Here is a 15,298-nt window from a genome sequence, read left to right on the forward strand (position 1 = left end):
GGCGGGAAGCAAGCGTGAGGGCAGTCCATGAGTGACGTCGAACGCCGCTACCACGAGACGTGGCTGGGCATGGCGCAGCCCATCGAGGGGCTGGTGGTGTCGGTGCCGGTGCTGGAGGACGCGCAGTGCATGCAGCGGCTGCCCGTGACGGAGCAGCACAAGCTCATCGCGCTGGCCGGCACGGAGTCGCCCCGCGTGAGCGACGTGCCGCGCTTCCTGCGCGAAGTGCTGGGCTACCCCGACGGCGCCTTCGTCACGGCGTTCCCGGAGGACTTGCGGCTGGACATCGTGGAGGGGCAACAGACCCTCGTGCCCACGCGGGGGCTCCTGCGGCGTGGCCCGCCGCCACCGAAGCCGGAAGGCCTCCCTGACGACTCCACGCCCACCAGCCGGGCCGGCGAGGGCTTCGTCCTGCTGACGTGGGAGCTTCCGCCGGGCCTCGACCTGGACGCGAAGGAGGCCGTCACCGGCGCCTGGTTCTACGGCCCCACCGCGAAGTTCGAGCGGCTGCTCCGCGCGGCCCGGGTACCGGTGGGCCTGCTCTTCAACGGCGTCTCCGTGCGCCTCGTGTACGCGCCCCATGGCGAATCCACGGGCCACCTCACCTTCCGCTTCGCGGACCTCGTCACCGCCAGCGGCCGGCCGCTCTTCGACGCCATGGTGATGCTGCTGCACGCGCGGCGGCTCTTCGGCGTGTTGCCTGAACACCAGCTCCCCGCGCTGCTTGAACAGTCCCGCCGCCGTCAGGCCAACGTCACCGAGGCGCTGGCGGAGCAGGTGCTCGAAGCGCTGAACCTGCTCCTCGCGGGCTTCGAGTCCGCCGCCGAGCGCGACGGCACGAAGTCGCTGGACGACGCCCTCGCGCGTGGGGAGGACCACGTGTACGGCGGGCTCCTCTCGACGCTCCTGCGGCTCGTATTCGTCCTGTACGCGGAGGACCGGGGGCTGCTCCCCGTGGACCAGGAGCCCTACGCCGAGGACCTGTCGGTGAAGGCGCTGTACGAGCAGCTGCTTGAAGATGCCGGCCAGCATCCCGATGCGATGAACCGGCGCTTCGGCGCGTGGCCGCGGCTGCTTGCGCTGTTCCGCTGCATCTTCTTCGGCGCCTCGCACGGGAAGCTGCACATGCCGTCGCGACGCGGGCAGCTCTTCAACCCGGAGGCGTTCCCCTTCCTGGAGGGCTGGAGCGTCGGGGGCGCGCCGGTGGAGGCGCGGGCCCGGGCGGAGGTGAAGCCGCCGTCCGTGGATGACGAGACCGTCTACCGGGTGCTGGAAAGGCTCATCGTCCTGGAAGGCCAGCGGCTCAGCTACCAGTCGCTCGACGTGGAGCAGATCGGCTCCGTGTACGAGGCGCTGATGGGCTTCCACGTGAAGCGACTGACGGGCGCCGGCGTGTGCCTCAAGCCATCCAGGGTCTGGGTTTCCGCCGACGAGGTGCTGGAGCAGCCCGCGAGCCGTCGCGGTGCGTGGCTGGAGGACGAGGGCGGGCTGGATGCGAAGGCGGCGAAGGCCGCCGCGAAGGCCCTGGAGCAGGCGAAGACCGAGGCGGACGTCCTGACGGCGTTGGAGCCGTACCGGGTCAAGGGCATCGACACGCGCCGGCCGTTGCAGCTCGTGTTGCAGCCCGGGGCCGAGCGCCGCCGCACCAGCAGCCACTACACCCCGCGCAGCCTCTCGGCGCCCATCGTGCGCCGCGCGCTGGAGCCGTTGCTGAAGGCGATGGGGGAGCAGCCGGCGTCCGAGCGGCTGCTCAACCTGAAGATCTGCGACCCGGCCATGGGCTCCGGCGCGTTCCTTGTCGAGGCCTGCCGCTTCCTCGCGGATCAGGTCGTCGCCGCGTGGACGCGCGAGGGTGTGCTGAACGGCGCCCCCAAGGACGAGGACGTGGTGATGCGCGCGCGCCGGTTGGTGGCGCAGCGCTGCCTGTACGGGGTGGACAAGAACCCCTGGGCGGTGAACCTCGCGAAGCTGTCGCTGTGGCTGGTGACGCTGGCGAAGGGGGAGCCGTTCACCTTCCTGGACCACGCGCTGAAGTGTGGCGACTCGCTCGTCGGGCTCGACCTGGAGCAGATCCGCGCGTTCCACTGGGATACGGGGAAGCAGAAGCAGTACGACCTGGCGCAAGCGGTCTTCACGAAGGCGCTCTCGGTGGCGCTCGCGAAGCGGCAGGCCATCCTCCAGCTCGCGCTCGACCTGGAGCAGCCTGCGGTGAAGCGGCCGATGCAGCTCGGGCTGGATCCGGCCAGACAGAAGGAGAACCTGCTCCGCGACGCCGACGAGGCGCTAGAGCCGGTGAAGCGCATCGCCGATGCTTGCGTGGGGGCGTTCTTCGCCGGTGATTCGGACAAGGAGCGTAAGAAGGAGCGCGTCCGGCGGCTCGATGCGCTCGGTGCATGGCTCGCGACGGCGGAGGGTGGGGTGCCCCCGCCCATGCCGGAGGCTGTGCGAGGGTTGTCATCCCCTGGCTGGGCGTTCCACTGGCCGCTTGAGTTCCCGGAGGTGTTCCACGGGAAGCGGCCGGATCCGCTCGACAAGGAGCAGAGCAACAAAGTGGCGTGGGTGGATGGCTTCGTCGGCAACCCGCCTTTCGCAGGAAAGAACGGCATCAGCGATGCGGGTGGAGAAGGCTACCTCCCGTGGCTGCAAATGATTCACGAAGGCGCGCATGGCAACGCCGACCTTGCCGCGCACTTCTTCCGCCGCGCCTTCCATCTGCTCGGCGCGCACGGGACCATTGGTTTCATTGCCACCAATACCATTGCACAGGGAGACACGCGGGCCACTGGGCTCAAGTTCCTGGTAGACCATGGCGCCCAGCTCTACGAGGCCGTGCGGTCGATGAAATGGCCGGTGCCCGGGGCCAACGTCGCGGTGTCGGTGGTGCATGTGGCGAAGGGCCATGTCTCCGACTTTCCTCTGGAGCCACGGCTTGATGGCCACCCCGTGGACCACCTGAACTCACGGCTGCGCGGCAAGCCGGAGCAACCTGATCCAGTGGCGCTCAATGCCAATGAGAGCAAGAGCTTTCAGGGCAGCATCGTCCTCGGCATGGGCTTCGTGCTCAGCCCACAGCAGCGAGCGGAGCTGGTCGCGAAGAACCCGAAGAATGCCGAACGTCTCTTCCGCTATATCGGCGGAGAGGAAATCAACTCCGACCCCGACCCTCGGCTCGAAAGACACGTCATCAACTTCGGGCAGATGGAATTGGAGGAAGCCGAGCAGTGGCCGGACCTGCTTCGCCTTGTGCGAGAGCTGGTGAAGCCCGAGAGGGACAAGGTAAAAGACAAAGGCGCGAAGCAGTTCTGGTGGCAGTTCATCCGGCCTCGTCCTGAACTCTACCAAGCCCTCCGCCCCCTCGACCGCTGCCTCGCAACCAGCATCGTCTCGAAGCACCTGATGTTCAGTTGGCTGGCAAGCGCCAACGTTTTCTCGCACAAGGCACAGGTGTTTCCGGTCACTCATGACCGTTACTTGACGCTACTCCAGTCGCGCATCCACGAGGTCTGGGCACGGCTTCTCTCGTCAACAATGCGAGTGGACCTCAACTACTCCGCCTCCGACTGCTTCGAAACCTTCCCCTTCCCCCCAGAACTGGCATTCACCGAACTCGACGCCCTGGGAGCACAACTCGACACCGAACGCCGCGCGTACATGACGGCGAACGGCGTGGGCCTGACAACGACATACAACCGACTGAAGGACGACACCGTGACGGACCCAGCGGTGCAGTCCCTGCGCACGCTACACGAGGCGGTGGACCGCGCGGTGCTCGACGCCTATGGATGGACCGGCGTGCAGGTGCCCCCGTACTGCGGCGCCACCACGGCCCAGCTTGAAGCCTTCGAAGACGACGTCCTCGACCGCCTCTTCGACCTGAACGCCCAGCGCGCCCGCGAAGAAGCCCTCCTCGGCGCCGCCACCGCCAAAGCCAGGAAGCCGCGCGCGAAGAAGACCGCCTGACTTGCACGGGAAGACGACCATGCCCCATCACCAGGCCACCCGCTGGAAGTCCGCGCGCCTGTTATGGGCCAGTGCCCTGCTCATGGCCTGTGCCAGCGGCCCCCACCGCTCCGCCCGCGAGGACTTGCGCCTCGACACAGAGACCGTCGCGAGCGTCCGCCATGCCGCGGCCCTGTCCGCGAGGATCACCACCACCACTGCCACCCGGGCCGCAGCCTCCGAGTTCATCCAACGCGTCCCACTCCTGCTCACCCTGCTGAAGAGTGACAACGCGGTGGGGGAACTCGAAGAGCGCCTCGCGGAGTGCGCCCGGCTGGCCGAACGACAGGTCAACGCCCGCTTCTTCGGCAACCGTCCCCCGACACGCGAGGAGTGCGGCGAGGAGGTGGAGCAGGACGGCTGCGTCAAACCCATCACCCGGGCCATGCAGCTCGGCCTCCAGAAGCACGTGCTCGCCCTCCAGTGCGCCCGCGAGGTGCTGGAAGAACGATGGCCCGCGCCCTTCAGCATCGAGCAGCGCTATCGCTACTATCCGAATGCCGGAATCCTGGAGACCATCAGCCGCGAGCAGGAAGCGCGCCTCATCGCCCAGGGCTGTACCCGTGAACTCTGGCGCACCCTCAAACCCGACCTCGTCCTTCATGCGGACCGCAACCTGCTCAAGGCCGCGCTCACCCTGGACTTCAAGTTCCCCTGCCCTGCCTCCAATGAGCCGCGATGGACACCCTATGGAGAGCACAGTGCCTATGCCGGCAGGAAGCAGGGCGACCTCTACAAAAAGGCATTGGGAGGAGAGGCCATGCTCATCTCGCCCAGGAAGGGAGTCACTCCGTGAGAGAAAACCTTCCCGTCATCCGGCTGCGGTACAGGGACGGCAGCATCGCGGCCCGCGACGGCGTTGTCCTGTCCTTCTTCCTCCACCGGGACCACCAGGAGGTGGCCCCCGCCGTGTGGCGCGCCCTGCAAATCTATCTTCGTGCAGTCCCTGCCAATTCACTGAACTGGTATGACTCGGATGATGGCGACACGGCCCGACTCGACGACAAGGGTTGGGAGGTCATCCGCGAACGGTTGCTTGAACGTACATGGGGAACCGCCTGGACCGCCGAGTTGTCGGGGAATGACAGCCAGACCGATGGCTACCATTTCGAGTACTACGGCCGGAAGCTCGATGCGCCCACAGGGTTCATCAAGACGGATCCCACCACCGGGGTGTCCTTCGCCGTCCCTACCGAGTACCTGCTGGAGCATGGCCCGGACGCGCTGCGCGCCCTGGCCTTCAAGCTCGCGTGGGAGCTGCCCTTCAGCTTCGGCTATGCCAGCCTGGCCGTCGTCGCGGCACGCGCCAACTGGGTCGCATCTCAGGGGAACGACCTTGCCGTCCTGCTCGACCGATACCTGGGCGTGGACCGCTACTTCGTGGAGGAGATCAGCGACTACATCGGCACCGGCGCCCGGGGGGCCTCTTGGCTCACCTTCCTCGGCCAGCCCTTGCTCGGGCAGCTCGGCGGCGTCGAGGGCCTGCGGCGCGCACTGCCCTTCCCCGAAGTCGCCCTCCTGTCCCTGGACAGCCAACGCCTGATGATTTCCCTGGGCGAGTGGCCTGACGCCATCGACACCCACAAGGGCCCCATCCCCCCGCAGTACCGGGCGCTGGCGAAAGTCCTGGAGCCCTTTCTCTACAAGGACCGCGACCACGGCGTCCCCCCGGAGGAGACCTTCATGCACCAATGGCTCCGCCGCCTCTGCCGGTGAGCTCTCCCGCCCGGGTGACATCTTGCGAGGAATACGGCGTAGACTCGACGCGAAATGACGACGTCGAGCGGTGGCGCTGGGGCGGTGCGGTCGCACCTTATCGATGCACTGGAAGCGGAACTCGTGGGGCCCTTCCGCAAACCTCCGGGAGCCGCGGTGTCGGACGCGCCGGAGGTGCTCCGCGTCTCTCCGTCGCGCTGGTACCTCACGGGCTTCCTCGTCCCCCTGGACCAGGGGGAAATCGAGGACGAGCCCGACGAAGAGGACGACGAGCTGGGTGCGGGCGACGACGTGGACGACGAGGAGGCGTCCAAGGCGGACCCGACCGTCAAGAAGGTGCGCCACCTTCCGGCCTCCATGGGGCTGACGGTCTTCACCCCGCCCGCGACCCGGCAGCTCACGGCGCACGTCTGCTGGGCCGACTACCAGCAGATCGAGGTGGGGGACCGCAAGCACTGGAGCCGCAAGTTCCACCAGCGCACCCTCCCCGTGCCCATGGACGACGCGGCGCTTCGCCTGGGGGTGGAGGTCCCGGACAGCCGGGGCCTGCGGCTGGAAGGCCGCGTGGAGAAGACCCCTGACGGGAACCTCGCCGCCGCCGTCTTCCTCGTGAACGCGCGCCCGGCTGCCCCCACCAGCAACGCGCGCGACACGGCCTATGCCTTCCAGACCCACCTCGCGCTGGAGTGCGCCGAGGGCTTCATCGGCCGCCAGGATTCGAGCGACGAAGAGAGCCCGGATCGCGATGACCGCGTGAACGACCTCCAGTTCCGCGACCAGCGGGAGTGGGCGGTGGGCCACGGCGTGTCCGTGCGCGTGGACGCGGCGGCCCTGCCCGTGCGGCGCGTGGAGACGGACTGGCTGCCGCGCGTCGAGGTGCTGCCGGTGGAGGCCCGCAAGCTGACCGACGACATCGTCGGGATGGAAAAGCTCGCCACGCTCGCGACCCCCGCGGAGGCGGAGGTGGCGCTGCTCCCCCTGGTAGAGGCCTACCGGAAATGGATCGGAGAACAGGCGTCCATCGACGTGGGCAGCATCCACCGGCAGGAGACGCGGGATGACCTCGTGCGCCGCGCGTACCTCGCGGCCAGCCGCATCGAGGAAGGCATCCGGTTGCTGGTACGAGAGCCGCTCGCCTTCGACGCCTTCCGCTGGATGAACAGCGTGATGGCGCAGGCCGAGCGCAAGGCACGACCGGACCGCGCCCCCGGGTGGCGCCTCTTCCAGTTGGCCTTCATCCTGTTGAACCTCCCGTCCGTGGAGGACGAGGCGCACGCCGACCGCGAGCAGGTGGAGCTCATCTTCTTCCCCACCGGCGGAGGAAAGACGCAGGCCTACCTGGGCCTCATCGCCTTCACGCTGCTGCTGCGCCGCCTGCGCGGGCAGTCGCGTGACGACAAGGGCCTGGGGGTGGCGGTGCTGCTGCGCTACACGCTGCGGCTGCTCACACTCGACCAGCTCGGCCGCGCCGCGACGCTCATCTGCGCGCTGGACGTGCTGCGCCAGCAGGAGCCGAAGCGACTGGGGGACGTCCGCTTCTCCATTGGCCTGTGGGTCGGCCGCTCCGCCACGGCCAACACGCTGGAGCAGGTCGCAACCCAGCTCACCGACTACAAGAACGACAACAGTGTCCGGGCCCAGTCACCCTTCCCGCTCGCGACATGTCCCTGGTGTGGCGCCGACTTCGAACGGGACTGCTTCATCCTGCGGCCGTCCAAGACGAAGCCCGACGAGGTGCTGGTCGGCTGCGCGAACATCGAGTGCGCCTTCAACCTGGGCCGCAACCCGGAAGGGCTGCCGGTGCTCTTCGTGGACGAGCAGATCTACCGGGAGCTGCCGTGCTTCCTCGTCGCGACCGTGGACAAGTTCGCGCTGCTGCCCTGGCGGGGTGAGACGGGCCTCCTCTTCGGCCGGGCCCTGGGCCGCACCGGCAAGCGCTTCGTGGGGCCCTGCGATGCCGCGCCCGCGCTGAGAGCGGCCCTCGTGAAGCTGCCAGGGGGGCTGCGGCCTCCGGAGCTCATCGTGCAAGATGAGCTGCACCTCATCTCCGGCCCCCTGGGCTCCATGGTGGGGCTCTACGAGGGGGCGGTGCTGACGCTGGCGCCCCGGGCCAAGCTGGTGGCCTCCACCGCGACGGTGCGCCGCTCCGAGCAGCAGGTGGGCCGCCTCTATGGGCGGACCGTGGCGCTCTTCCCGCCGCCCGGCGTGAATGCCTCGGAGACGTTCTTCGCCTCCGTGGGAAAGAAGGGCGCCCGCCAGTACCTGGGGGTCGCCGCGCCGGGCCGGGCCATGAAGGCCACCCTCCTGCGCGTCTACGTCAGCGTGCTCGCCGCCGCCGCGCGCGGCGAACAACTTCAAGGCAAGGCGGATGCCGACCCGTACCTGACGCTCGTGGGCTACTTCAACAGTCTGCGGGAGCTGGGCGGCATGCGCCGGCTCGTCGAGGACGAAGTGCGGCGGCAGGTGATGAACCGGGTCCAGCGCCGGCCAGAGGACTTCGGCAAGGAGGCCCCCCACCCCTGGTACGAGGGGCGGACCCTCCGCGGTGAGCCCATCGAGCTGACCAGCCGGGAGAAGACCGCGGACATCAAGGCCGCGAAGAACCGGCTGGACCTCACGCACGACCAGCCCCAGGGCATCGACGTCGTGCTCGCCAGCAACATGATCTCCGTGGGCGTGGACATCGACCGGCTGGGGCTCATGGTCGTGGCCGGTCAACCCAAGACGACCAGCGAGTACATCCAGGCATCCAGCCGAGTGGGCCGCAACGCGGACAAGCCAGGTCTCGTGGTGACGTGCCTCAACGCCGCCCGGCCGCGTGACCGCAGTCACTACGAGCGCTTCGGGAAGTACCACGAGTCGTTCTACCGCGCCGTCGAGGCCACCTCGGTGACGCCCTTCTCCGCCCCGGCGCTCGACCGTGGGCTCGCGGGCGTGGTGGTGGCATTGGGCCGGCTGCTGAACACCGCCATGACCGCCCCCCTCGAGTGGAAGTCACTCCAGGCGCACCGGAGCGAGCTGGAGGCGAAGCTGGAGGAGCTCGCGAAGCGCGCCGGACGGAACCTGCCCAAGGAGGAGTCCGAGCGCGCCAGCGGCATCGTGATGCAGCGCGCACGCAGCCTGCTGGACTCGTGGCACACCCTCATCGAGCAGGCGAAAAAGGACGCCGCCCAGCGCGCGTACTCACGTCTGGACCCGGAAGGGAAGGGCTACAGGGCGCTGCTGCGCACCGCCCTGGACAACCCCGATGACGCCCCCACGCAGGACGAACTCAAATTCGAGGCGCCCCTGTCCATGCGCGACGTGGAGCCCGCCGTGCACTTGTGGATCCAGAGGCAGCCGCTCGGCGGCTACCGAGCCCCGAAGGCAGCGAAGGAGGAGGTGACGGATGGCGAACCCTAGGAAGTGGTCGAAGGCCCGGTCGACGAAGCCCCCGGACGGCCGCATCCGCCAGAGCCAGGTGGTGTCCACCTTCGGTCCGGGCAGCATGCTGGACCTGGTGGATGACGCCGTGCTGGTGGGCGGGCTGGACTTCTGGCGGCTCAAGGGAAGCGGGGAGATCGTCAACGAGCCGCGGCTCCTGGAGATCGTGGAGCCGCTCTTCCAGCGCAACAAGTGGCCGCTCAGCAAGGAGGCCCCCTTCCGCAAGCCACCCGCGGGTGACGAGCGGGAGGCGTCGGAGGGCTGCGGCATCCAGGTGTATGAGTTCCCGCGCTGGTTCGTCTGTCAGAACCCCCGGTGCCGGGCCATGGTCAAGGCGAACAGCCTGGAGCGGGTGAACCAGACGTACCGTCATCGGTGTCCGGGCGTGGAGTCGAAGCCGGAGCGCTGCGTGCCCGTGCGCTTCGTCGCGGCCTGTCGGCGCGGCCACCTCGCGGACATCGACTGGCCCTGGTGGATGCACGAGCACGCGCCCTGCGACGCCCCCCAACTGAAGCTGGAGGAAGGCGTCTCTGCGGACTTCAACGACATCCAGGTGTCCTGCACGACGTGCGGCAAGCGTCGGCGTCTGGTGGACATGACAGTGAAGGACCAGCAGCACCGCTGCGGGGGCGAGCGGCCCTGGCTGGGTCTTGAGGCGAAGGAGCGCTGCGAGGAGAAACAGCGACTGCTGATCCGGACCGCCAGCAATGGCTACTTCGCGCAGACCACGAGCGCCATCACCATCCCCGAACCGGAATCGCTCCAGCGCAAGGTCCGGTCCGTCTGGAGCGTGCTGCAGGTCGCCACCGCGGAAGTGCTCCCCGCCTTCCGCAACATCCCCAACGTGAAGGAGGCCCTGGGGGACGCCACGAACGAGGCGGTACTTGAGGCCATCACAGCGGAGCGGGAGAACAGGCCCGAAGATGTGCCGGAGATCCGGACCGCCGAGTGGCTCCAATTCCTCTCACAGCCCGAGGAGAAGCCCGGCGAGATGCCGAAGGACCGCTCCGAGCTCTTCTGGGCCCGGCGCATCGCACGGCCCAAGGGGCTACCGTCCCAGGTCGAGCGCGTGGTGCTGGCAAGGCGGCTCCGCGAGGTGCAGGCGCAGGTCGGCTTCACCCGCCTGGAACCGCTGACCAAGGACCTCCAGGGCCGCTACGACCTGGAGGTGGAACTCGCGCCCCTGTCGTTGCACCGGGACTGGGTGCCCGTCACGGAGATGCAGGGAGAGGGCGTGCTGTTGGTGCTCAGCGAAGAGCAAGTGCACAAATGGGAGCTCTCCGAACCCGTGCTGAGGCGAACCCAGGTGCTGTTCAAGGCATGGGAGCGTTGGCAGAAGCATTCAAAGTCGAAGCTCCCCTTCCCGGGCGTCCGGCTCTACCTGCTCCACTCATTGGCGCACCTGTTGATGACGGAGGTGGCACTGGAGTGTGGCTATCCCGCCAGCTCCATCCGCGAGCGGCTGTATTGCGCGCCGCATGACGCGGCCGTTCCCATGGCGGGCATCCTGTTGATGACGGGCACCACGGGGACGGAGGGCACCTTGGGCGGGCTGGTGGAGGAAGGCCGGCGCCTGGGGCGGCACGTCTCACGGGCATGGGAGGCCGCCCGCCTGTGCTCCAATGACCCGGTCTGCGCGCACCACGACCCGGTCGGCCGCGACGACCGCAACCTGGAGGGTGCCGCCTGCCATAGCTGTCTCTTCGTTCCCGAGTGCTCCTGCGAGCGCTTCAACCAGTACCTCGACCGCGTCCTCGTCGTGCCCACGCTAGGTCACGAGGACGTCGCCTTCTTGAAAACGCCGTGAACCTGAGCCGCTTCTCGACTTCAGACCTGGAGCGGCTCCAAGCGGCGCTCGCGGGCCACCGGCTCTCGTTTCCCCTGTCGCGCCTGGGAATCCAGGGCGAGGGGTTGGAGCTGCTCGCGGACGAAGCGCTGGCGTTGAATGCGCTCGGGCGCGACGCGGCCCTCGCCGTGCTGGACGCGGTCCTCGCCGAGCGGCGCAATGGCACTCGGCGGCCCGAGCTGGTCTGGACGGGTCCGGAGTCCCGCTGGAGCGGGGCCCGGGACACCGCCGTGGTGCTGGCTGACCTGTTCCGCGGGGCCACGACCACCGTCCTGCTGGCGGGGTTCGCGTTCGACCACGCGGCGGACGTGCTGAGGCCTCTTCACGAAGCCATGCAGCGGGGTGTGAGCTGCCGACTCTTCGCCGACGCCCCTGTCGCCACCGGGTTCCTGCGAGAGCACTGGCCGTTTGGCCCGCCCTTCCCGGAGCGCTACGGCTTCGCGCCCGCGAAGGGCGTCTTCGCCAGCCTGCATGCGAAGTGCGTCGTGGTGGACGGGCGCCGGGTCTTCGTCACGTCCGCGAACTTCACCGACCGCGGTCAGACGCGAAACGTCGAAGTGGGCGTGCTGCTCGACGATGCCCATCTGGCCGCGGTGCTGGAAGCCCAATTCTTCACGGGTGGATGGTTCACCCGGGTTTCTTGAAGGGTGCCCCCTTCAGCTCGGGGTGCTCGAAACGTCCGTTGGCGTCGCGGCCTGCGTCTCCGTGTGACGGGGCAGCCAGACGTTCCCTCACGCGGGGCGGAGCTGAAGCCGGAAGAGGCAGGTGAGCCGCCTTTGGCAGCGACGAGGCAGGAGCGCACGCCGCCGCTGGATGGGGCCGGGCTGCTCAAGCAGGAGCTTCGCGCTGGACGTGTTCGCGTGCGGCAGGTGTGGAGGCAGGCTTGAGGGGCCATCCCCGGGGCCACGTTGGGATCCACGCGGTGTCAGTCGCGACGCCTCCCTGCCGTCTTGAAGCCTGACACGGCGGCCGTGGTCCCCCAGGCGCTCTTCGGCTAGGGTGCTCCTCGTCCCCGGAGCCCATGAGATGTCTTTGAGAACACGTTCGCTGTCTGCCTTTCTCGTTTCTTGGTGTCTGTTCATGGGCTCGGGGTGCGAGTCCACTCCGGATGAGCCGCTTCCCCTGCCGGACGCGGGCTCGAGCGTGGATGCGGGAGGCGACGCGGGGCCGGATGCCGGTGTGGACGCGGGGTCGGGTGCGGACGCGGGGGCCGATGCGGGCCCGGACGACGGGACGCCCGAGCAGCCCCCTCCGCCGGGCGTTCCGGAGGGCCACACGTTCCTGCGCCCGTCCGCGACGCGCGTTCACACCGTGGCGTGGACGGACCCCCAGGTCACGCTCCGCTTCGCCTTCCTGGGACAGGCCGGGCGGCACTACGACTTCCTCATCGAGGCGTACCAGCGGCGCATCATCATGACGTTGAAGGACCCGTCCGGAGCCGTCCTCGAACGCCGGGAAGGCGGCGTCGCGATTCCGCCCCTGACCACGCACTGGTCGGGGTTCACCCTGGAGGGCTTCTACACGCTGGAGGTCTCGACGGAGCCGTTCGAGTTCCCCCGGGACCTGGTCTTCCGCCTGGTGGATCAAGGGCCGGACGCGCACGGTGACCTGCTCACCACGGCAGCCCCCTGGGCCCCCTCGGAGCAGCCCCTGGTGGGGCAGGGAGAGCACCCGGGGGAGCGCGACGTGTTCTCGTTCTCCACCGTGGCGGGCCACGTCTATTCGTTGGGCTGCGACTTCTCGCACCAGGGCTGGTGGCTGTCCTTCTTTGATCCGGTCCTGGACTACGGCGTCAGCTGGGTGAACGGCGCGGACTTCACGGAGCTGCAGGCCTCCACGGCCTTCAAGGCCCCAGCGGAGCGGTTCGTCGCCATCGTCCAGGCCAACAACTCCCTGGGGGCCCCGTCCCCTTCCGCCTACCAGTGCCGGCTGAAGGACGAAGGAGCGGAGGACCACGGTGAGCGCATGGAGACCGCGACCACGCTCGCCGAGGGGACGGTGTCCGTCGAGGGGCGGCTCGACTTCCGTACGGACTTCGACGTCTTCGCGCTGAGCGTCCAGCCCGGACACCACTACCGCGCGACCTGCGCCCCCGGCGCCACGCCGCCCGACTGTCGGGTCCTCGCGGCGGCGCCGGGCGGCGAGTTCGAGGGGTTCAACGACATCGTCCTGGCCTTCAAGACGGAAGGAACCTCCCACTACGTGGGGGTGCAGGGGGACCTGATCCTGCGGGCGCGGTGGACGTCCGCCCCCTACACGCTCCGGTTCGAGGACCTGGGCCTGGACGACCACGGCGACACGCGGCAGACCGCGACGCCGCTGACCGGACCGTCGCAGACCGTCACCGTGCACATCTCTGAGTTCATCGACGAGGACTACCTCTCCTTCGAGGCCGTCGCCGGGGGGCGCTATCGCCTCAGCGGCGACTGGAGGGACACGTCCACCGGAGCGCAGCTGTTCTCAACGCTCTACGATGCGCAGGGGCGCTCCATCCGGGCACCCGGGCAGCACGTCGGCTCGCGCTGGGTGAAGGAGTTCACCCTGCCCACGGCGGGAACCTATTACTTCGCGATGAGCGTCTCCCTGCAAGAGAGCTTCATCGACCACACGGTCCTCTTCGAGGTCCTGGACCCCTGACATGCCCATTCCAAGAACCCCTGTCATGAACGTGAAGCAGCAGTGGCTGTCTGTCTTCCTCCTGTCCGCCGGGCTCGTCCTCGGTGCGGGCTGTGATTCCACGCCGGAGCCTCCGCCGCTCGTGCTCGACGCCGGCACGGACGCGGGGGCGGATGCGGGCGTGGACGCCGGTCCGGATGCGGGGAGTGAGCCGGAGCCGGACGCGGGGAGCGTCGCCTGCGCGGACGACGGGCCGGTCGGGGACGCGGGCGTGCCGGATGGCGCCACGCTGCTGACGCCCTCGGACGAAGTGCACACCCTCACCTGGCCACCCGGAGGGGGCGTTCCGCTGCACTTCGCCTTCGTCGCCCAGGGATGCCGGCACTACGACCTCACGGTGGAGCCGGGGAGCCTGGGGTACTCGGTGGTCCTGCGGGATGCCGCCGGCACGCGGCTCGACTCCGCCGACCAGTACAGCGACGACACCAGCTTTCCCCCCAGCCCGCGGCACTGGTCCGGGCTGAAGCACGGCGCCGTGCACACGTTCTATCTGCTCCCGAACACCAGCCAGCCTCGCGTGCCGTTCCAGTTCCGCCTGGTGGACCGCGGGCCGGACGACCACGGGGACCTGTTCCTCCGGGCGACACCCTGGACGCCGTCGGAGAAGCCCTTCACGGGCTACACCGAGCACTGGCGCGAGCGGGACCTGCTGTCGTTCGAGACCACCGTGGACCACGTCTACGCGCTCGGCTGCGCCTTCCCGAACCCGTCCTGGGAGTTGCGGATCCTCGACAGCCAGCAGAAGACCCAGGGCAGCGCGTATGACCCCAACGACCGGGAGACCGAAGGCGAGGCCCGCATCAAATCCCTGGGAGGCACCTACGTTGCCTCCATCCAGGGCAACTCCTTCGATGATCCGTCCCGCCCCTACACCTGCGTCCTGAACGACCTGGGGCCGGACGACCACGGGGACACCCCGGAAGCGGCCACCCCGGTGCCGGCGGGCACCGCGTCCGTGCAGGGGAAGGTCCAAGCGCCCGGAGACCGCGACGTCTTCGCCCTGTCCGTCCAGCCCGGGCACCACTACCAGGTGTCCTTCACCCTCACGGGGCAGAGCCAGGGCTCGATCCAGGATGCGGCGCCGGGGGGCCCGTTCGGCACCCATCCCGCTTCCGCGGGCATCCCCACCTCGACGTCCTTCAAGGCGTCCCAGGCGACGCACTTCGTGCAGATGACGGGCGCGCCCGCGCTCAACGCGAAGTACGTGACGGGGAACTACACGCTCCAGGTGGAAGACCAGGGCCTGGACGACCACGGGGACACCCTGGACACGGCGACGCCCATTCCGGACGGTCCCCAGACGCTGTCCTTCCGGATCGCCAACGTCATCGACCATGACGTCTACACGTTCCAGGCCATCGCCGGACGGCGCTACCAGCTCGACTGTCCCTGGAAGGTGTCGGGCGCGAAGCACCGGCCGTCGGTGGGCTTCCTGGACGCGAAGGGGGCGCGCCAGGCGTCCACCCTGGAGGAGCGGGACGACGTGCGCTGGCAGGCCGTCTACACCGCGCCCCAGAGCGACACCTACGCGCTCGAGTTCCGGACGGACTCCATCACGTCGCCGGGGACGGTGCTGGGCGACATGGCCTGTCGCTTCGAGGCCCTGGCCCCCTGAGGCACACCACGCCCCGTGAAGAA

8 protein-coding genes are annotated in these 15,298 nt (G+C 68.8%); all 8 read left to right on the plus strand.

What is annotated here, in order from left to right; genetic code table 11:
• Positions 1-27 precede the first annotated feature (27 nt).
• Positions 28-3,960 (plus strand): DNA methyltransferase, encoded by a 3,933-nt coding sequence (locus NR792_RS20350; RefSeq protein WP_375754324.1) that lies wholly within the window; start codon positions 28-30, stop codon positions 3,958-3,960.
• A 19-nt stretch (positions 3,961-3,979) separates the two neighbouring features.
• Positions 3,980-4,795 carry a hypothetical protein gene (locus tag NR792_RS20355; protein ID WP_375754325.1) on the plus strand — a complete coding sequence of 272 codons (816 nt, stop codon included), beginning with the start codon at positions 3,980-3,982 and terminating at the stop codon, positions 4,793-4,795.
• Positions 4,792-5,715 (plus strand): type VI immunity family protein, encoded by a 924-nt coding sequence (locus NR792_RS20360; RefSeq protein WP_375754326.1) that lies wholly within the window; start codon positions 4,792-4,794, stop codon positions 5,713-5,715. Before NR792_RS20355 ends, NR792_RS20360 begins: the two co-directional genes overlap by 4 nt.
• 84 nt (positions 5,716-5,799) lie before the next feature.
• Complete coding sequence (drmA, locus tag NR792_RS20365) at positions 5,800-9,117, plus strand: DISARM system helicase DrmA (RefSeq protein ID WP_375754327.1); 3,318 nt, start codon at positions 5,800-5,802, stop codon at positions 9,115-9,117.
• On the plus strand, positions 9,104-10,945 hold the full coding sequence (gene drmB / locus NR792_RS20370; protein ID WP_375754328.1) for a DrmB family protein: 1,842 nt from the start codon (positions 9,104-9,106) through the stop codon (positions 10,943-10,945). The genes drmA and drmB overlap by 14 nt, the downstream gene beginning before the upstream one ends.
• Positions 10,942-11,628, plus strand: coding sequence for a DISARM system phospholipase D-like protein DrmC (gene drmC, locus NR792_RS20375; RefSeq protein WP_375754329.1), 687 nt, complete (start codon positions 10,942-10,944; stop codon positions 11,626-11,628). Before drmB ends, drmC begins: the two co-directional genes overlap by 4 nt.
• Before the next feature lie 436 nt (positions 11,629-12,064).
• Positions 12,065-13,621 carry a PPC domain-containing protein gene (locus NR792_RS20380; protein ID WP_375754330.1) on the plus strand — a complete coding sequence of 519 codons (1,557 nt, stop codon included), beginning with the start codon at positions 12,065-12,067 and terminating at the stop codon, positions 13,619-13,621.
• Between the two features lie 25 nt (positions 13,622-13,646).
• A complete protein-coding gene (locus tag NR792_RS20385) occupies positions 13,647-15,275 on the plus strand; it encodes a hypothetical protein (RefSeq protein WP_375754331.1) in 1,629 nt (542 codons plus the stop codon).
• The last annotated feature ends 23 nt before the right edge of the window (positions 15,276-15,298 follow it).

It is taken from the genome of Corallococcus exercitus (assembly GCF_042231735.1).
GTDB lineage: Bacteria > Myxococcota > Myxococcia > Myxococcales > Myxococcaceae > Corallococcus > Corallococcus exercitus_B.

Excerpts from the sequence above, each read along its gene's own strand:
- NR792_RS20380 (WP_375754330.1), top strand. The coding sequence starts at position 12,065 with ATGGGCTCGGGGTGCGAGTCCACTCCGGATGAGCCGCTTCCCCTGCCG.
- NR792_RS20385 (WP_375754331.1), top strand. The coding sequence starts at position 13,647 with ATGAACGTGAAGCAGCAGTGGCTGTCTGTCTTCCTCCTGTCCGCCGGG.
- NR792_RS20355 (WP_375754325.1), top strand. The coding sequence starts at position 3,980 with ATGCCCCATCACCAGGCCACCCGCTGGAAGTCCGCGCGCCTGTTATGG.
- drmB (WP_375754328.1), top strand. The coding sequence starts at position 9,104 with ATGGCGAACCCTAGGAAGTGGTCGAAGGCCCGGTCGACGAAGCCCCCG.
- NR792_RS20350 (WP_375754324.1), top strand. The coding sequence starts at position 28 with ATGAGTGACGTCGAACGCCGCTACCACGAGACGTGGCTGGGCATGGCG.